The organism is Nonlabens sp. Asnod3-A02 (assembly GCF_045063755.1).
Lineage (GTDB): Bacteria > Bacteroidota > Bacteroidia > Flavobacteriales > Flavobacteriaceae > Nonlabens > Nonlabens xylanidelens.
Genome location: NZ_JBEFOC010000008.1, coordinates 344692 through 364311 on the forward strand (window position 1 = coordinate 344692; position 19620 = coordinate 364311).

Here is a 19620-nt window from a genome sequence, read left to right on the forward strand (position 1 = left end):
TTTTTAGGACTCTTTAATATTAACCGTTTAAAGAGGGACTTGTCAACCCACATATCTGTAAATAAGACCAATAGGAATAAGCCGTGTTCCGCTTTCGCGAAAGCGGGAATAAAAAAAGCCATTCCTTAAAGAAATGGCTTTTGAACTTTTTAAATATAATCAACTTACTCTACAGTAACACTTTTTGCAAGGTTGCGAGGTTGGTCTACGTTTTTATCTAACATAACAGCTATGTGATAAGAAAGCAATTGTAACGGAATAGTAGTTAATAAAGGTGTCATAAACTCAATAGTCTCTGGCACTTCTATTACATGGTCAGCAAGATTTTTCACATCTACATCCCCTTTAGTAACAATACCTATAATCTTACCGCTACGCGCCTTGATCTCTTGAATATTACTAACTACTTTTTCATAGTGACCTTTTTTAGTCGCAATCACGACAACAGGCATTTGATCATCAATAAGAGCGATAGGACCATGTTTCATCTCTGCAGCTGGATAACCTTCTGCATGGATATAACTTATTTCTTTAAGTTTTAAAGCTCCTTCTAGCGCTACAGGGAAATTAAATCCTCGACCTAAATAAAGACAGTTTTTTGAGTCCTTATATATAGCAGCAATTTTTTCTACAAGATCGTTAGTTGTTAATGCCTCAGCAACTTTCTCAGGAATAGTCTCTAACTCTTTAAGATAGGTATGGAAATCACTAGTAGAAATTTTACCTTTTTTCTTAGCTAATTGTAGCGCTATCAATGTAAGCACAGTTATTTGCGTAGTAAATGCCTTTGTAGAAGCTACACCTATTTCTGGACCTGCATGAGTATAAGCTCCTGCATGACTCTCGCGAGAAATAGAACTACCTACAACGTTACATACACCAAAAACAAACGCTCCACTTTCTTTTGCCAGCTTAATAGCCGCCATAGTATCTGCTGTTTCTCCTGATTGAGATATAGCAATTAGAACATCGTCTTTATCAATTACTGGATTTCGATATCTAAATTCAGAAGCATACTCTACCTCAACTGGTACTCGTGCTAACTCCTCAAAAACATACTCAGCCACGAGACCTGCATGCCATGAAGTACCACAGGCAACGACTAAGATACGTTTTGCGTTAATAAATTTATCTATATGATCATCTATACCAGCCATTTTAATAAGACCCTGATCGGCTAGCATACGACCTCTAAAAGTATCTCGTATTGCATCCGGTTGCTCATAAATCTCCTTAAGCATAAAGTGATCGTAACCACCTTTTTCAATTTGCTCAAGATTCATTTGTAACTCTTGTATATAAGGATCTACTAAAGAATCATTTTTGATTTTTCTTATTTTCATGTCCTTGTGCGTGCGCACAATAGCCATCTCTCCATCTTCTAAGTAAATAGCATTTTTAGTAAATTCTAAAAACGGACTTGCATCACTAGCAATAAAATACTCATTATCACCAACACCTATAGCAAGTGGAGACCCTAAACGGGCTACAACTATCTCATTAGGTTTTTTGCGATCAAAGACTGCAATAGCATAAGCACCAATAGTCTGATTCAGTGCGATTTGAACAGCTTTCCCTAACTTTACTTTTTCCTTCTTTTGCACATCTTCAATAAGGTTAACTAAAACCTCTGTATCCGTATCTGACTGAAAAGTATAACCTCTATTTTTTAACTCTTGTTTTAAAGGCTCATAATTTTCAATAATACCATTATGAATGATAACTAAATCACCATTATTTGAAAAATGAGGATGAGAATTCACATCGTTAGGCACTCCGTGAGTTGCCCACCTCGTATGACCTATAGCGATAGTACCATCAGTAGAAATTTCTGCTTCAAGTTTTTTTTCTAAGTCTGCTACTTTGCCTTTTGTCTTAGAAAACTTTAATTCTTTATCGTCGTAAATAGCAATTCCTGCGCTATCATAACCTCTATACTCAAGTCTTTTTAAACCATTTAATACTATAGGGTATGCCTTACGGTGCCCTATGTAACCTACGATTCCACACATATTTGTTTTTTTAGTTGGTTGTTTCTGAATAATACACCTTTAAGACAGGTCTTTTATCCACCTCAGGGGAAAGGTTTCCATAAATAACTGTTCCTTCATGAGAAATAGCTGCACTAAGAGGGATCGCTTCTAGATCTGGATTATTGACAGGAGCATCTGAAACACCTGTATTCCCTAAAAGCGAAACATTTTGACTAGTAACAATAGCCAATCTATTATTCTCAACATTACCTTGAATAATATTATTTAAATGCTGAGTAATTCTAAGCTTATAAAACGTCCCGTCGGAATCTAAATCACCTGCAACAACTCTTTCTAATCTACCTAAGTGATTTGTATTAGCATCTACACCAGTTAAAGTAGATGTTCCAAAAACAAAATCAGCAAGCACCGTATTATCATCATAATCGTATATTAAAATACGCTCAGGTTCTGATTCTCCACCTTCAACAATAGATTGATTTACATAAAACTCAATAGAAGCTTCATTTATAAGCCAATCGTTTGCTATAATACTAGAAAGCGCAGGTGCTTCACCATCTATATCATTAGTAGCCTGACCGAATAATTCTACAACTGCTAAAGAACCAGATCCTCCTTTTAAATATAAATTCTCAGCACCATTAACCGGATCGTTTGAAGCAGCTATATCTGCATCAATAGCAGATGAGAAATCATGGTCAATCAATACCGCCTTATTACCATTAAAATTAATTATATAATCCGACTCCACTCTTATAAATTCCGTAACATTTCCATCGCCATCACTATCGTTCTCATCGATAAGACTAGTATCTGACTCTACCACATAAGTAATTGAAGCAGAATTCAGATCTAAATGAATCATATTTCCTCCACCATTAGCTCCTTCTACCTTAAAATAAAGGCCTCTAAAATAATTTTGGAAATTACTAGCAGAAGACAATTCTGTCCTGGCATCAATAATAGAACCATCCGTATCTAATTGAAACAATAATTCTTTCCATTGATCAATAGTTAAACCTACCCTAAGTCTAGGAGCCAACCGTTCTACAACCTCACTTAACCCCTCATCATCAACCTCAGTTACCAGTTCTTCAGCAGAAGAAGGCAGATAAGCCGTATTACTATAAATCAACTCTCCTTTATTCAAGTCAATAGTCTGCTCTAGGTCTGAATAATAGACAGCCCCTTGAGTAACATCTTCACTATTAAAGCTACTCAAAAAGTACCCATTTCTATAAATCTTTAAATCAACAGCCTGGTTCCCATAAATAGAATCTAGCTCATAAGTAGTTACCTCATCTTCAATAGATATTGCTGTTGAATAATAAGGAATATCTAAATAAACGTTTTGCAAAACAGCATTACCACTAAAATCAACATTAGGATTTGATAAATTAACCTGGCTTACTATACCGTAATTAGTAACACCGTAAACCGGATCATTATAAGTACCAAAAGGAAAAGAAGTGAAATTATTAGTTTGCACAGGATTAACTGGCACACTGTATGTCTTCACATCAAATACAGCCTCTTGAATCACATCAGAGGCATCTTCTCCTAAAAAGTTTGCTCCCAAAGGAGTTAAATCATTATCACAGGACACCACTCCTAACATAGCCACGACAGCAATCGCAGCACTACATAACATTTTTTTCATTTTCTTAAGCTTCTTCTTGTTTTTCGTTTAAAACTTGATCAAGATAGAACTCTTCATAAGCATCAGCAAATTCTTCTGGCGAGTAGTACTTTAAAACAGGCTTATCTTCTTGTCCGTCAATATACTCATCAATTTCAGAATCTAATTCTTCACTTCCTTTAATAATAGCATCACTATACTTAATTGCGCTCTTCATTAAATTAACATAAGTAGGGTCTTCAAATTCTTCAAGAGCCTCGTCATCTAATGCATCATATTGAAGTTTCTCAATCATCTCATCATCTAACGCACCTTCAAAGGATTGATTATATATTGAGGTAACTATTTTACTTTCCTCAAATAATGGATCATTACCATAATAATTTTTCAAATACAACGGAAGCAAACTAGCTAACCATCCATGAACATGAATAATATCTGGTGCCCAATTCAATTTTTTTACCGTTTCAATGACTCCTTTTGCAAAGAAAATCGCACGCTCATCATTATCTGGAAACAACTCACCATCTTCATCTGTAAGAGTTGCCTTTCTTTTAAAGTAATCTTCATTATCAATGAAGTAAACCTGCATACGTTCTTTAGGAATAGACGCAACTTTTATAATGAGAGGCATATCAAGATCATTGATAATCAAATTCATACCACTAAGGCGAATTACCTCGTGTAACTGATGTCTTCTCTCATTTATATTACCAAATCTTGGCATAAAAATACGTATTTGACCACCACGATCGTTCACCATTTTAGGGGCAAAATAAGACATAGATGAGGCTTCTGTCTCTGGTAAATATGGTATAACTTCTGACGATACGTATAGAACTCTTTTTTCCTTCATAGATCTTTTTATTGTTGCCTAACTTTTAGCAAGTTGCAAAAATAAGCAATTTCTTGCACTTTGCTTTGTAAACCTTATGTTTGTAGGCACTATCATGTTAAAGAATGTTATGATTTTTGATTCACACAAACTACTTACAGAATACCTTAACAATCATATTCACAGTAAAAAAACTGTAGGATTTGTCCCAACTATGGGCGCTCTTCATGAAGGGCATATATCTTTAATGAAACAAGCTATTTCAGAATGCGATCACCTGGTAGTATCCATCTTTGTGAATCCCACTCAATTTGATAATAGAAATGATCTGGATAAATATCCGCGTACTGTAGAAAAGGATGTTCTATTTATTAAAGAACATATAGACCCTAATAAACTAACTGTTTATGCACCCAGTGTTGAAGATGTTTATGGAAATAATACCGCCGCAAAAAGCTATTCTTACGACGGATTAGAAAATGTGATGGAAGGTGCAAACCGCCCTGGACATTTTGATGGTGTAGGTACCATTTTAGAATTTCTATTTAAAGCAGTAACGCCAGACAAAGCTTTTTTTGGAGAAAAAGATTTCCAACAATTACAAATAGTTAAAAAACTAGTTGAAAAACTAGGTCTAGACTTAAATATTATAGGTTGTCCTATTAAAAGAGAACCTCATGGTCTAGCCATGAGCTCCAGAAATGAGCAACTATCTAAAACTACAAGAGAAAAAGCAGCTTTTATACATACCACGTTACTTAAAGCTCAAAGTTATTTTAAGAAAAACAGCATTTTAAAAACCCAACAACTAATTCACGATCTTTTTAAAAAAGAACCTGACTTTACACTTGAGTATTTCACAATCACTAGTGAAGAGACCCTGCACCCAGTAACACGCAAATACAAAAAACACCATTATAGAGGTTTTATAGTCGCTCGTATAGAAGGAGTGCGATTAATAGATAACATCTCATTACCCCAAAACTAGCTCTTAAACAAGAAATTAAAAGCTATGATTAAATAATTTACAGTAAATCGTATATTTGCCACATGTTAATTACAGTTGTAAAATCAAAAATTCACCGCGTTAAGGTAACCGGAGCAGATCTTAACTACATAGGTAGCATCACAATTGATGAAGACCTAATGGATGGTGCAAACATCGTAGAAGGAGAAAAGGTACAAATCGTTAATAATAATAACGGTAATCGCCTAGAAACCTATGCTATTCCAGGACCTCGTGGTAGTGGAGAAATAACACTTAACGGTGCCGCCGCTAGAAAAGTTTCTAAAGGAGATGTATTGATCCTCATATGCTATGCGCAAATGAGCATGGAAGAAGCAAAGAAATTTAAACCGACGCTTCTTTTTCCTAATGAAGAAGACAACACGCTTTCATAAGCATTGAAGAGTCTTATTTTTAAAATATTAAAAATCGCCCTACCACTATTATTGGGCTTTTTTCTTATTTACATTTCTTACAACCAGTTTACTGATGAAGAAAGAGAAAAAGTATACTCTTATCTTCTAGATGCTAACTATGCATGGATAGCACTTGCAGTTACATTTGCCTTTTTAAGTCATTTATCAAGAGCCTGGCGATGGAATTACATGCTAGAAACTCTCGGCAAAAAACCTAAATTCATCACTAATGTTATGGCTATAGGCGCAGGGTATGCCATGAACCTTATCATACCTCGCAGTGGCGAGATCTCTAGAGCAGCCATAATCAACCGGTCTGACCACATTCCTATGGACAAAGCGATAGGAACCATTATAGCAGAGCGTGTTCTAGACCTTATCATTCTTTTAATAATAACAGCTACTGCCATACTTAGTGCGGGCGATGCCATTATTGGTTTCTTTAAAGATCATTTAGAATCCGCTTTCGCGAAAGCGGACCCAATAAAAGCAACTCTCTACATTGCTATCTTTTTATTAATTATCATATCGATCATTTTTATCTCTAGAAAACTTCAATTATTCAATAAAGTAAAAAGCTTTATTCTAGGAATGAAAGAAGGATTTATGACCATATGGACCATGAAAAAAAAGTGGCTCTATTTCTTCCATACTTTATTTATTTGGAGCATGTACTTGGTTATGTTCTATGTAAGTATTTATGCTATTCCAGGTATTGAGACCATACCCATAAGCGCCATTTTATGCGCCTTTGTAGCTGGTAGTTTTGCAGTAGCATTCACAAATGGAGGCTTTGGCGCTTACCCATATTTTATCGCTCAGGTGTTGTTAGTTTTTGGTATTTCAGAAACATTAGGAACATCATTTGGATGGATATTATGGCTTTCTCAAACTATGTTAGTTCTCGTATACGGTCTAATATCTTTACTATTGTTATCCTTGAGAGGTAGTCTTTCAAGTAAATAATTGTAAATTCCCGATCATAAATTTCTCTTGATGAATAAGTTTACAACCCTCGCAACCCTCCTATTCATAGGACACCTAGCATTCTCTCAAGCATTATATAGATCTTTTCCAAGTGACGTACTGGGTGAAGACCGTAATGTGAAAATTTTAAAACCACGTAATTATTCTAAAAATCCAGAAAAGACTTATCCTCTTATTATAGTATTAGATGGAGATTTTTTATTTGAACCAGTAGCAGGAACTGCAGACTACCTTGCTTATTGGGATCAGATGCCAGAGTCCTTTGTAGTGGGAATAAATCAAAGACAAAGCCGTTATGACGACACTGAAATAAATCAGGATTCTGGTTTTCCAGAGCAACAATCTCTTAAATTCATGGATTTTGTCATGGAGATAAAACAAACCATGGTAAATGAATATAGAGTTGCACCTTTTACCGTTATAGTTGCCAAAGATATTACAGCAAACCTTGCTAGCTTTTACCTAATGCGAAAAAAAATAGCAATAGATGCATTGATACAGATTGACCCAGAGTACTCTCCTATAATTCAACAAAATCTGATTCCTAAAATTAGCCAATTGCAGGAATACAACTATTTCTATGTAGCTACTCCAGAAAAGGACAACTCCCTAAGTGAGATAATAACTACCGAGACCGATTCACTATTTGCAACTAAGAAAAATCTTAACCTGAAACATGATAAAATAGAAGGAACTAATAAATACTCGGTTGCAGCACATGCAATACCTCGTGGTTTAGATTTCATTTTTCAAGAATACCAGCTTATAGACGAAGAGCAACTACTAGAACAAGACCTTGCCGAAGAAGCTAAATTTGAAGGAGATGAGAAGAAAAAAGGAATGGTACGCATCATTGATCGCATTCAAGAAAAATATCGATTAATAAAAGAGGTTTATGGAGTAGATATGAAACTGCGCCTGGTAGATCTAGTCACCATAGCCGATTATGTTGAATCTAAACAAGACTGGGATCAACTTATAGATATAGGTGTGCTAGCAAACGAGGTATATCCTGATATTCTTTATGGCCGTTATATAGAAGGACTAGGATATGAAGGAATAGGCAGACCATCTAGAGCGATAAAAGCCTTTAATGCTGCCTATGGACTAGAACCTGCAGTAGGTATAAGCAAAGAAGATGTTCTTGATAAAGTAGAACTGCTACAAATTAAAGAAAAAGAGTAAATGGCTAAAGTAAAGACTACCTGGTTTTGTCAAAGTTGCGGCTCGCAACATTCTAAATGGCAAGGGCAGTGTTCCACTTGTAAAGAATGGAATACACTAGTTGAAGAGGTCGTTCAAAAGGAACAGAAAAAAACTTGGGAAAGTGCTGTTGGAGAAGTTCCGCTTTCGCGAAAGCGTGCCCCAAAACCACAATTAATATCTGAAATAAATGCTGCCGAAAGTCCTAGACTGGACACCACTAATGCAGAATTTAATAGAGTTCTAGGTGGTGGACTAGTTCCTGGTTCCATTACTCTTTTAGGTGGTGAACCTGGTATAGGTAAATCAACTTTACTACTTCAAGTATGCCTTAATTTACCTTTTAAAACACTTTATGTGTCTGGTGAAGAAAGTGCTCAACAAATTAAAATGCGAGCAAATCGCATTAAAGAAGAGGCTGTTAACTGCTATATCCTCACAGAGACTAAAACGCAAAACATATTCAGACAAATAACTGAAGTAGAGCCAGATGTTTTGATTATAGACTCTATACAAACACTTCAAACAGATCATATAGAGAGCTCTCCTGGTAGTGTTTCTCAAATTAGAGAATGTACTAGTGAGCTTATTAAATTTGCCAAAGAAACGAACACTCCTGTGCTCCTTATCGGCCACATTACTAAAGATGGTAATATCGCTGGTCCTAAGATCTTAGAGCACATGGTAGATACGGTGTTACAATTTGAAGGAGATCGCAATCACACGTACAGAATATTAAGAGCGCTTAAAAACCGTTTCGGTAGTACGCATGAGATAGGTATTTATGAAATGCTAGGTCATGGATTAAGAGAAGTAACTAACCCTAGTGAGATTTTAATTTCACAACGTGGCGCGACACTAAGCGGTACTGCGATAGCTGCCACCATGGAAGGAATGCGACCACTTATGATAGAAGTGCAAGCGCTAGTAAGCACAGCGGTTTATGGAACACCACAACGTAGTGCGACAGGTTACAATCTCAAAAGACTTAACATGATTCTAGCCGTTCTCGAAAAAAGAGCTGGTTTTAAACTAGGTCAGAAAGATGTGTTTCTAAATATCACTGGCGGAATCACTGTAGATGATCCTGCGATAGACCTTGCTGTTGTAGCTGCTATTTTATCTTCTAACTTTGACCTAGAGTTATCCTCACAGCACTGTTTCAGTGCAGAGGTAGGATTAGGTGGTGAGATACGACCAGTAAGCCGCATGGAGCAACGTGTGAATGAGGTGGCAAAATTAGGTTTTGATAAGGTTTTTATCGCGCCTAGCAAACAAGAATTTAAAAACACAGGAACTGAAGTACAAGCCTTTTCAAAAATTGAAGATTTAGTTCGATATTTGTTTAGTTAGAAACAACAAGTTTCAAGAACATCAAAGCCAAAAACAAGAAAATGAAAAATATATTTATAATTCTAGCAGCAATACTAATAACAAGCTGTGGTGAGCAAGCTGAAAAAACAGAAAAGAAACAAGCTGTAAAATTTGCAGACGCTGATATATCTAGTAATGACATTGTACATCTTACAGATTTTGATGATAATTACACTAACCTAGATCAAATCTTAGCAGAAAATAAAGGTAAGGTAGTATACCTAGATATATGGGCTAGCTGGTGCGGGCCTTGCAAAGCGATGATGCCCTACTCTGAAAAACTACAAGAAAAGTACAAAGGTAAAGACGTGACCTTTATCTTTATTTCTACAGACCAAGATCCTGGAAAATGGGAAAGAGCTGCAAAACAATTTAACCTGACAGAAAATAGTTTTCTGGCCCGCAACTATCCTAAAGCAAAATTATTTCAAGATAACAATGTGAGTTCTATCCCTAGATATATGTTGTTTGATAAAAATGGCCGCATGGTAGATGACAATGCAAGAAGACCAGCAGAAAAAGATCTAGAAACTACTATTGATGGGTTTCTTGCTATTTAGAAAAATGCCTTCAATTGCACACTTCCTGTATGGACAGTTTGTGCAGTTTCACTACTACGCCCATTATAACTTAGATTAAGATCTAGAAATTTAGTCAGGTTTTTCTGGAATAAGAAATTCCAAGTAAAGTTAGTTCCTGGTTGTAATCCCTCTAACATCTGGAAGCCTACCGGTGAGAATGCCTGACCTTCAAAATCATTTTTCACATATTTGATTTCGCCATTTACAGCATATTTTTGAGCCTTATTGAATGCCCAGCCTAAACCTATATTTTGCTGGTTTAATACAGCTACATCATTCACCTGATTATCCTTATTTTGAAATTCGTAAAACACTTCTAGACGGTTGCTATTATCAAACAAATAAGACAGTTGAGGATTCAATAACACATCGTCGATCTCGTAATTTCTATTAGAAAAATTCTCACTACTACTAGCGCTCTTCCCTTTTTGAGCATTGAAACTAAACAACCAAGTGTCTTTTATTTTATGAGAAAATCGTAGTTGATGACTCTCTATATCACTGGCGATACTACCTATACTTTGCAGGTTCTCATTTGCCGTGCTTAAATAGGTATAGTTAGTGGTGTAATTTTGCTTACCACGATTAAAAAACAAACTGTTTCTAAAACTTAAATTTAACCCTAACTGATCATCACTTGTACTAAATGGATTGAGATCAAAATTCTCACCTTCTCTAGCAACCATACGATCTATTAAATAACTGGTCTGATTATAAAATCTAGAAAGAAACTTTTTAAAACCTTTTTCACTGGTCCACGAGATAGGATTTAAAGTGAGTGTTTGTGAAAATTTATTTTGATGACTAGGTAAGAACACCTGATTAGGCAGCAATATCCTAACAAAACTAGCTTGGTCCTGAAATTGCGCTACTTCAAATTCATTGAGATCTTGAATGCCATCGTTATTATAATCTATCCATGTAAAAGTTCCTTGACCAGGATTTACTGACACATAAGTAAAATCTTGTCTTGCTATTCTTGCACTATTCGTCTCATAAGTGGTATTTAAAAGTATTTTACCTCCATATATCTTACGCTTGTATTGAATTCTAGAATTAAAAGAAACCTCGTCGTCTACGTCTTCTAGCTCGCTTTTCAACTTTCTATAATTTGCATACACTAATAGAGTGCTTACCTTATTTTTTATAGGTTGAGATTTTACGTAATAATCGTTAGAAGTATTTACTCTAGACAGATTACCGTCATCACGCAGGCTATCATTGACGCGGTTTCTATATCCTACTTCCACATAAGTTGTAGTAGTATCTCCATGGCCAGCATAAAACTCATATCCAGCAAATCTTTGAGATAAACCAGACAACTCGTTAGTCACAGCTAGTCGCTGCTGGTTATCTTCACTTTCTATTCGAGTACCGGCATAGTACTTTTTTATTTTTCTTAGAACATCTACATTGATACGGTTAAACTGAGATTCTTGTTCTATAGAGCTAGTGTTAAGCACGCTTCCGCGAAAGCGAGCTAACCACAAACTATCTTGATAAGATGCTACTAATTCATGACGATTTCCTTTGTAGAACTTATCAAATTCTAAATGTTGATAGGTATATGAGCCAGAAATAGTTGAGTCTCGTGCATAATTAAGACCTAAGGTGGTAAATAACTGACTGCCTTGCACAGTTTCTAAATTCCAATCGCGATTAAATTCTATGTTATAGACACGTTCTACATTTCTGAAGTTTTCTTGTATATAATCTGTATTAAGGTGAACACTTAACGACTGTAAGCTATCCTTACCTAATAATTGTTGTTGTGCCGCTATTTTTAAGGCAACCCCCTTATTATCACCATCATCAATGGTAGAAAATTTATTTAAATCTTTATTACTCGCTGCAAATTCAGTAAAAATCTGAGTCCCAGCGGTAGGTTCATAACTTGCTTTAAGACCAGCTATAGTAAGAATCTCTGGAGTAAACAACTGTATCACGGGCTCATAACTACCTTGCGGCACACCGTTTATAGGAGCGATATATTCATAAATATTTGCAATCGCCTGATCGTTGATAAGACGGTAATTACCTTGATTAATTCCTAAAAAACTAAACCTTACATTAAATAAAGCATCATTAGGGTCTTGAGAAAATATAAATCGTTCTGCTCCATTAATGAATTCCCTGCGGTATAAAATTTGGTTTTCAGAAAAATCATCAGGAATAGCGCTAGGTGCAATAGCTAGTTCAGGATCATCACCTGCTTGTACTAATATGGCGACTTGCTCATCGCTTAAATTTTGTTGTAAAGGCTGATTTTTTGCATCTGTTTCTGTATAAATATAACTGTCTATTTTAAGCTTTTGAGATTCATAACCACCTTTACCATAGCCTATGAATCTAGTAAAATTACGCTCACTGTATTGATATTCTATAGAAATACGCATCTCACTAGTAATAGGAAACGTAGGAGTAAAGCGCAACTCTCCTGCATTGTAATCAATCACATAATCCTTATTCTCACCTCGTGTTAACGGAATTCCATTAACAAAAACACGCTCACTACCAGAAACTACAAGTATGAAAAGTTCACCATTTTGACCTGTAAGTTTATAGGGTCCCTGATTTCCTTCCTGACCAGTAAACCTGCTTATATTAAATGTTCCTCTAACTAGAGCACCTGCAGCACCTGCATAACCTCTAGAATCTTCTCCATTAAATTGTACTTGCCCAGAAATTCCTTGAACACGCTTTGTAAAGTTGTTGAACTGGTAATCTTCTTGAATTAAATCTACATCTCCAGCTCTTATACTCCAGTCGTCACTATATAATTCAATGAATATTTGATCAAACTCGTCTAGACGCTGCGAATATCCATTTTGAGTTTGCGGTACATTTGCATCTTGTATGGACGCACGCAAAGAAACTTTATCACTTAATTTCCCAGTAATCCTTAAATCTAATTCTGAGTCTACAACACTATTCTGGTTGTTACCTACTCTCACACCACGTGTAATACTACCAGAAGTTTGAAGACCGTTAAAAGGTACAAATGCGTTAGTAACAGTAGGCTCTTGCAAGGTAATAAGCTGTTCTTGCTTGCTATCATTATCAAGTATAATCTTAGGATCGTAAATTCTATACGTTCTAGTAAGAAAATCTGGCAATGGATTATAAACTACATCTATAGAGTCTGTCGTTATTTCTAGTTTATTTTTAAATAAAAGTAAAGACCTAGAATAATCGATGGTATATCTAGAACTATCTATAACGATGCCAGTTTTATCCATAACTTTAAAATAAGCTGGACTAATACTTATAGAATCCACAAGAACAGAATCTTTAACCGCAATGCGTTTTTTTATCAAGTCTGCATATTCTTGTGCACCAGCAATACTGCTGTAAAACAAAAGAATAAGAAAGAACTTGAATTTCATATTTACAATAAACAGATCTGGATCAAAAATATTTTAAATAACTAATAATAGAACTGTATAAGATAGATTAATTCCATAAAAAAATCCCACCTAGTAGCACTAGATAGGATTTTTATAATATAATTTAAGTCTAACTTAAGCTTTAGGCTTCATTTCAAATGTATCCATGAAAGCTGTAGTATAATTACCTTCTACATAAGCCGGCTCATCCATAAGCTGTCTATGGAAAGGAATAGTAGTTTTAATTCCTTCTATAACAAACTCATCTAGAGCACGCTTCATTTTATCAATTGCTTCCTGACGTGTTCTTGCAGTTGTAATCAACTTTGCAATCATTGAGTCATAATTAGGTGGGATAGAATATCCAGCATATACATGAGTGTCTAATCTTACACCATGACCACCAGGCGCATGTAATGTTGTAATTTTTCCTGGAGATGGACGGAAATCGTGATAAGGATCTTCTGCATTTATTCTACACTCAATAGAATGTAACGCAGGCTCATAATTCTTTCCTGAAATCTTAACACCAGCGGCAACAAGAATTTGCTCTCTAATAAGATCAAAGTCTATTACTTGTTCTGTAATAGGGTGCTCTACTTGGATACGAGTATTCATCTCCATAAAGTAGAAATTGCGGTGCTTATCAACTAGAAATTCAACAGTTCCTGCACCTTCATAAGCGATGTACTCAGCAGCTTTCACAGCCGCTTCACCCATTTCTTTACGTAATTTTTTAGTCATGAAAGGAGAAGGCACCTCTTCAGTTAGTTTCTGGTGACGTCTTTGTACAGAACAATCACGCTCACTTAAGTGACATGCTTTTCCATAACTATCTCCTACGATTTGTATTTCAATATGGCGCGGCTCTTCAATAAGTTTTTCCATATACATATCATCATTACCAAAGGCAGCCTTAGACTCATAACGAGCACTATCCCATGCGTCTTGAAGATCTTCTTCTTTCCACACAGCACGCATACCTTTACCACCACCACCTGCAGTAGCTTTAAGCATTACAGGGTAACCGGTTTCTCTAGCTGTTTTTAAACAGTCAGCAAAATCTACCATGATTCCTTCAGAACCAGGAACACAAGGTACACCTGCGGCTTTCATAGTTTCTTTGGCAGTTGCTTTATCTCCCATTTTAGAGATCATGTCTGCACTAGCACCTATGAATTTAATTTGATGTTCATCACAAATGCGAGAAAAGTCTGCGTTTTCAGATAAAAATCCATAACCAGGATGGATTGCATCTGCATTTGTAATTTCTGCGGCACTTATAATGTTAGACATTTTTAAGTAAGACTCACTACTAGAAGGTGGTCCTATACACACAGCTTCGTCTGCAAATTTCACGTGAAGACTTTCTGCATCAGCAGTAGAATAAACAGCTACTGTTTTTATTCCCATCTCCTTACAAGTACGTATAACTCTTAGAGCTATTTCACCGCGATTTGCAATCAATATTTTTTTAAACATGATGTTTCTTTTTAGTTAAGGTATCGGTATATGGTTCGCTTTCGCGAAAGCGGAAGCAATACCAACACTAAGACATAAAAATCCTTCTTTTACTTAAGACGGATCTACTAAAAATAATGGCTGATCGAATTCTACCGGAGAAGAATCGTCGATAAGCACTTTTACAATAGTACCTGAAACTTCACTTTCAATCTCGTTGAAAAGTTTCATTGCCTCAATGATACATAATGTATCACCTTCTTTAATACTATCTCCTACCTCAACAAATGCAGGCTTATCTGGAGATGCTTTTCTATAAAAAGTTCCAATAATAGGAGATTTTACAGTAATATACTTATCATTACTAGCAGCAGGAGCAGCCTCTGGTGCAGGTGCAGCAGGTGCCGCTGCAGAAGCAGCTTGTTGCATAGGTACTGCTTGTTGAGCAGGAGCCATTTGCATAGGAGCAGCTTGAGAAACGTAAGTTACATCACCAGTTTCACTACCAGTTCTAATGGTGATTTTAATATCATCCATTTCTAATTTTACCTCACTTGCTCCAGATTTTGCAACAAATTTGATTAAATTTTGTATTTCTTTAATGTCCATAAATTAGGGTGGTTATTAAGTTTAACTATCGTAAGCCCACGTTAAATATACAGAACCCCAAGTAAATCCACCACCAAAGGCAGCAAATACTAGTCGATCTCCTTTTTTTAACTGAGTTTCATAATCATTTAAGCATAAAGGTAATGTAGCACTGGTAGTATTTCCAAATTTATGAATATTTACCATAACCTTCTCTTCTGGAAGATCTACCCTTCTTGCTGTTGCATCTATAATGCGTTTATTTGCCTGGTGTGGTACTAACCAGTCTATATCTTCATTAGTTAATTTATTGCGTTTTACAATTTGTTCAGAAACATCGGCCATATTTGATACCGCGTGTTTAAAAACATTTTTACCATCTTGAAAAACGTAATGTTGTTTATTATCTACAGATTCATGAGAGGCAGGCATTAATGAACCACCTGCTTCTATCTTTAAAAAATTACGCCCTATACCGTCACTGCGTAGTATTTCATCTTCAAAACCATAACCTTCTGTATTAGGCTCAAAGAGAACCGCGCCACCTCCATCACCAAAAATGATACAAGTCGCGCGATCTTCATAATCTATAATAGAGGACATCTTATCTGCCCCAATAAGTAGAACTTTTTTATACCTACCAGATTCAATATAACTACTAGCAGTACTCATACCATAAAGAAAGCCAGAACAGGCCGCCATTAAATCATATGAGAATGCATTTACCGCACCTATTTCTGAAGCAACGTAAGCAGCCGTGGATGCCACTGGCATGTCTGGTGTTACCGTAGCAACGATTACTAAATCTATAGTAGTAGGATCTAATTTCTTTTTATCAATTAGATTTTTTGCTGCCATTATAGCAAGGTAAGAAGTACCCTTATCTTTATCTTTAAGAATGCGCCTTTCCTTAATCCCTGTACGAGAAGTGATCCATTCGTCGTTAGTATCGACTATAGTTTCTAAGATGGCGTTAGTAAGCCTATACTCTGGTGCGTAGGCTCCTACTGCTGTTATCGCCGCTTTGACTTTACTCATACTGGTGATTCTAGTGGTTTAATTAGAGCTGCGAAAGCTACTAAAAAAGCTCTAGAAACCACAAAAAATGACACATTTTTAATAAAAACGTGTCATTTTTTATGATCTCATATTGAAAACCAAGGTTTTCTAAGAAATATATAATTGAGATTAAGCCTCAGCTACCTCAGTCTTGTCTATAAGTACATTACCGCGGTAATATAATTTACCTTCATGCCAGTGTGCTCTATGGTATAGGTGAGCTTCACCAGTTGTTGAATCTGTTGCAATTTGAGGAACAGTCGCTTTGTAGTGTGTTCTTCTTTTGTCTCTTCTCGTTTTCGAGATTTTTCTCTTAGGATGCGCCATGGCTATAAGTTATTATCCGTTTTTAATTTCTTTAATGCGTCCCATCTGGGATCTGTAATCTTTGTGTTATTCTCTTCTTCAGGATTTGAAACTCTCAATTCGTCTAGTTTATCTAATACGTCTGATTCTAAAGAACCGTCTTCAACACCTGGATGAACTCTTCTATGCGGTATAGAAAGCACAAGCATTTCATACACATATTGCGCGATATTGAATTCATATTCTCCATGTGGTAGGATCAATAATTCTTCATTATCATCATTAAAAGCTTCTCCAAATTTGATGACTAGATCCATAGACGTATCTATATCTAAATCAAAAGGCTCGTTAGTCACATCACAATTAACATTAACTGATCCAGTAGCTTCCAAAGAAAGTTCCATAATGGTGTTTTTCTTATCTAGCTGTGCATCAACAATAATTGATGAACTATTAAACTCTTCAAATCCAAAATTTTCAAAAAACGTATTATCGACCTCGAATTGAAACTGATGTTTCCCTTCTTTTAATCCAGCATAGGATATTATAAAAGCTTTGAGTTCCATAATCTTACTCTTTCAAAGAGCGGGCAAAGATAATAAAAGTTATTAAAAATCTAGTGTTAATATTATCTTCGTTTGCGAGAAAGTTTTTTTAATGGATTCTTATTAAGAATATCGTACTCTTTTCTCTTGCGATAAATTTCTATCGCGTAATTAATCGCAGCTATAAACGAATCAGGATTTGCCTCTCCTTTTCCAGCAATATCAAAGCCTGTCCCATGATCAGGACTTGTTCGTACATGACTGAGTCCAGCAGTAAAATTCACTCCACTACCGAAGGCAATAGTTTTAAAAGGAATTAATCCCTGGTCATGATAACTAGCTAAAATAGCGTCAAATTCTTTATATTTTTTATTCCCAAAAAAGGAATCTGCAGCATATGGGCCGAATATTATGTTCCCATCTTCTCTTAATTGTTCTAAAGCTGGAATTAAAGTATCTTGATCTTCTGTCCCTATAACACCATTATCTCCTACATGTGGATTGATACCTAAAACAGCTATTTTAGGTCTACTGATCCCAAAGTCTTTTTTCAAAGATTCTTTTATCGTACCTATTTTAGTTTTAATAACCTTAGCATTAATACTAGCAGGAACGTCTTTTACCGGCACATGATCTGTAAGTAAACCTACACGTAACTCATTTGAGACCATAAACATTAAGCTCTCGCCTTCTAACTCTTGATTCAAATAATCTGTATGACCTGGAAACTTAAACTTATCAGAATGTATAGACTCTTTATTTATAGGTGCAGTCACCAACACATCTATATCTTTATTCTTTAACGCTGCAGTAGCAGCCTCTAGACTTCTTACAGCAATTTCACCAGCTTCAGGACTTACCTCACCCCAGTTTACTTTAAACGGCTCCTTAATTAACCTAAACACATTAAGTTTACCTGGAACCACATCGTTCAAGGAAGTTATTCCATGAATTTTGACTTTAAGGTTAAACGTTTTAACGTAATAGGATAGTAATTTTGTACTAGCAAAAACGACTGGCGTAAACATCTCTAGCATTCTAGAATCTTCAAATGCCTTTAAAATAACCTCTCCACCTATTCCGTTAGGATCACCGATAGTGATTCCTACTTTGATATTCTCTTCCTTATTCATGTATTGCGCGCTTTAAGCCTTATTTTTGAAAGGATAAAAGTAAAGTTTTTTAATCAGTTATGTTTACAGGAATTATAGAGAGTGCTGCAAAAGTTATGCAGATAAGAAAAGAAAATACAAATTTACACCTCAGCTTGCGTTGTGATTTAACCACCGAGTTAAAAATAGATCAAAGTGTAGCGCATAATGGAGTGTGTCTCACAGTTGTAGCCATAGACGGCGATCAATATACCGTAACCGCTATAGAAGAAACCCTTAACAAGACAAATATAGGAGATCTAAAAGAAGGTGCTATAGTTAATATAGAACGCGCCATGAAGATGAATGCACGACTAGACGGACATATCGTACAAGGTCATGTAGATCAAACAGCTATTTGCACGCAAGCAGAAAACAAAGATGGCTCATGGATATTCAGCTTTGAATATAATCAAGAACTAAATAATGTAACTATTGAAAAAGGGAGTATTTGTATAAATGGAGTAAGCCTTACGGTCGTAGACTCTAAAACTAACAGCTTCTCTGTAGCTATTATCCCATATACTTATGAGCACACAGGTTTTAAAACCTTATCTCAAGGCGATAAAGTAAATCTAGAATTTGATGTGATAGGTAAATATGTAAAAAGATTAATGAATCTTTAAGCTACCTTTTTAAATTTGCAAACAGCTACATATCCAATTAAGACTACAGCAACCGTAAGCAATATCCATAAATTAGTATCTAAGGGTACGACATCTCCTACAGGGGTAGGAGCCATTTTTGTCTCAAACTCAGGTGGCGGCGGTGCTTGCTGAACAAGCATCAAAATAAAAATGTGAAACTTAACTAACATCATGTCGATTATTGTAGGGAATGCGAATGTAAATATTAAAATGAATTAGAACAAAAAAGAATCGTCATCTATACGTTATCTTTTTAATTTATGTATTTCATCGGTTTTTTTATTAATTATACCGTTAAAATAAATATAAACTATGCATTTGAACCTAACATATAGCATTAATTAAAATGTTTTCATGTTAATAACTTATTATATTAACATACTAATTAACGTATATAAAGCAGACTTTAGTTTACAGAGATTAAATTAAAATTTCAATAAAA

At 35.5% G+C, this 19620-nt stretch carries 18 protein-coding genes; 7 read left to right on the top strand and 11 right to left on the bottom strand.

Annotated elements, in window-relative coordinates; genetic code table 11:
- Positions 1 to 164: 164 nt before the first annotated feature.
- The 3 genes from glmS to ACJJVN_RS11520 are packed head-to-tail and all read right to left on the bottom strand — an operon-like array spanning position 165 to position 4489.
- Complete coding sequence (gene glmS / locus ACJJVN_RS11510; RefSeq protein ID WP_405378194.1) at positions 165 to 2012, bottom strand: glutamine--fructose-6-phosphate transaminase (isomerizing); 1848 nt, start codon at positions 2010 to 2012, stop codon at positions 165 to 167.
- 10 nt (positions 2013 to 2022) lie between these two features.
- Positions 2023 to 3654 (bottom strand): DUF4270 domain-containing protein, encoded by a 1632-nt coding sequence (locus ACJJVN_RS11515; RefSeq protein ID WP_405378196.1) that lies wholly within the window; start codon positions 3652 to 3654, stop codon positions 2023 to 2025.
- Between the two features lie 4 nt (positions 3655 to 3658).
- Positions 3659 to 4489: a glycogen/starch synthase gene (locus ACJJVN_RS11520; RefSeq protein WP_104514037.1), complete on the bottom strand. Its 831-nt coding sequence runs from the start codon at positions 4487 to 4489 to the stop codon at positions 3659 to 3661.
- A gap of 109 nt (positions 4490 to 4598) precedes the next feature.
- On the opposite strand from ACJJVN_RS11520, the gene panC reads away from it, so the two are divergent.
- From panC to ACJJVN_RS11550, 6 genes are all read left to right on the top strand, one after another.
- Positions 4599 to 5456: a pantoate--beta-alanine ligase gene (gene panC, locus ACJJVN_RS11525; protein ID WP_405378198.1), complete on the top strand. Its 858-nt coding sequence runs from the start codon at positions 4599 to 4601 to the stop codon at positions 5454 to 5456.
- A 62-nt stretch (positions 5457 to 5518) separates the two neighbouring features.
- Positions 5519 to 5869, top strand: coding sequence for an aspartate 1-decarboxylase (gene panD / locus ACJJVN_RS11530; protein WP_104514038.1), 351 nt, complete (start codon positions 5519 to 5521; stop codon positions 5867 to 5869).
- A gap of 3 nt (positions 5870 to 5872) precedes the next feature.
- Positions 5873 to 6856, top strand: a complete 984-nt coding sequence (locus tag ACJJVN_RS11535; RefSeq protein ID WP_405378200.1) for a YbhN family protein — start codon at positions 5873 to 5875, stop codon at positions 6854 to 6856.
- A gap of 30 nt (positions 6857 to 6886) precedes the next feature.
- Complete coding sequence (locus tag ACJJVN_RS11540; protein WP_104514040.1) at positions 6887 to 8062, top strand: alpha/beta hydrolase; 1176 nt, start codon at positions 6887 to 6889, stop codon at positions 8060 to 8062.
- Positions 8063 to 9433 carry a DNA repair protein RadA gene (gene radA, locus ACJJVN_RS11545; protein ID WP_104514041.1) on the top strand — a complete coding sequence of 457 codons (1371 nt, stop codon included), beginning with the start codon at positions 8063 to 8065 and terminating at the stop codon, positions 9431 to 9433.
- Positions 9434 to 9474: 41 nt separating this feature from the next.
- Positions 9475 to 10014 (top strand): TlpA family protein disulfide reductase, encoded by a 540-nt coding sequence (locus ACJJVN_RS11550; RefSeq protein ID WP_405378202.1) that lies wholly within the window; start codon positions 9475 to 9477, stop codon positions 10012 to 10014.
- Here ACJJVN_RS11550 and ACJJVN_RS11555 read toward each other — a convergent pair.
- The 7 genes from ACJJVN_RS11555 to pdxA form a co-directional block, all read right to left on the bottom strand.
- A complete protein-coding gene (locus ACJJVN_RS11555; RefSeq protein WP_405378204.1) occupies positions 10011 to 13421 on the bottom strand; it encodes a hypothetical protein in 3411 nt (1136 codons plus the stop codon). The genes ACJJVN_RS11550 and ACJJVN_RS11555 overlap by 4 nt on opposite strands.
- Positions 13422 to 13556: 135 nt before the next feature.
- A complete protein-coding gene (accC, locus tag ACJJVN_RS11560) occupies positions 13557 to 14903 on the bottom strand; it encodes an acetyl-CoA carboxylase biotin carboxylase subunit (RefSeq protein ID WP_104514044.1) in 1347 nt (448 codons plus the stop codon).
- A gap of 93 nt (positions 14904 to 14996) precedes the next feature.
- Entirely contained in the window at positions 14997 to 15491 is a 495-nt protein-coding gene (gene accB, locus ACJJVN_RS11565) for an acetyl-CoA carboxylase biotin carboxyl carrier protein (protein WP_405378206.1), read from the bottom strand.
- Positions 15492 to 15512: 21 nt separating this feature from the next.
- Positions 15513 to 16508, bottom strand: a complete 996-nt coding sequence (locus ACJJVN_RS11570; RefSeq protein ID WP_104514046.1) for a beta-ketoacyl-ACP synthase III — start codon at positions 16506 to 16508, stop codon at positions 15513 to 15515.
- A 150-nt stretch (positions 16509 to 16658) separates the two neighbouring features.
- Entirely contained in the window at positions 16659 to 16856 is a 198-nt protein-coding gene (rpmF, locus tag ACJJVN_RS11575; protein WP_041495498.1) for a 50S ribosomal protein L32, read from the bottom strand.
- A gap of 2 nt (positions 16857 to 16858) precedes the next feature.
- Positions 16859 to 17401, bottom strand: coding sequence for a YceD family protein (locus ACJJVN_RS11580; RefSeq protein ID WP_405370304.1), 543 nt, complete (start codon positions 17399 to 17401; stop codon positions 16859 to 16861).
- A gap of 62 nt (positions 17402 to 17463) precedes the next feature.
- Positions 17464 to 18513, bottom strand: coding sequence for a 4-hydroxythreonine-4-phosphate dehydrogenase PdxA (pdxA, locus tag ACJJVN_RS11585; protein ID WP_104514047.1), 1050 nt, complete (start codon positions 18511 to 18513; stop codon positions 17464 to 17466).
- A gap of 59 nt (positions 18514 to 18572) precedes the next feature.
- Between pdxA and ACJJVN_RS11590 the strand changes: the two genes are divergently transcribed.
- The gene (locus tag ACJJVN_RS11590) at positions 18573 to 19157 is read left to right on the top strand and encodes a riboflavin synthase (protein ID WP_405378208.1); all 585 of its coding nucleotides are present in this window, start codon (positions 18573 to 18575) and stop codon (positions 19155 to 19157) included.
- On the opposite strand, the gene ACJJVN_RS11595 is transcribed toward ACJJVN_RS11590, so the two are convergent.
- Positions 19154 to 19318, bottom strand: a complete 165-nt coding sequence (locus ACJJVN_RS11595) for a hypothetical protein (RefSeq protein WP_405378210.1) — start codon at positions 19316 to 19318, stop codon at positions 19154 to 19156. The two genes, ACJJVN_RS11590 and ACJJVN_RS11595, sit on opposite strands and share 4 nt — an antisense overlap.
- Positions 19319 to 19620 lie beyond the last annotated feature (302 nt).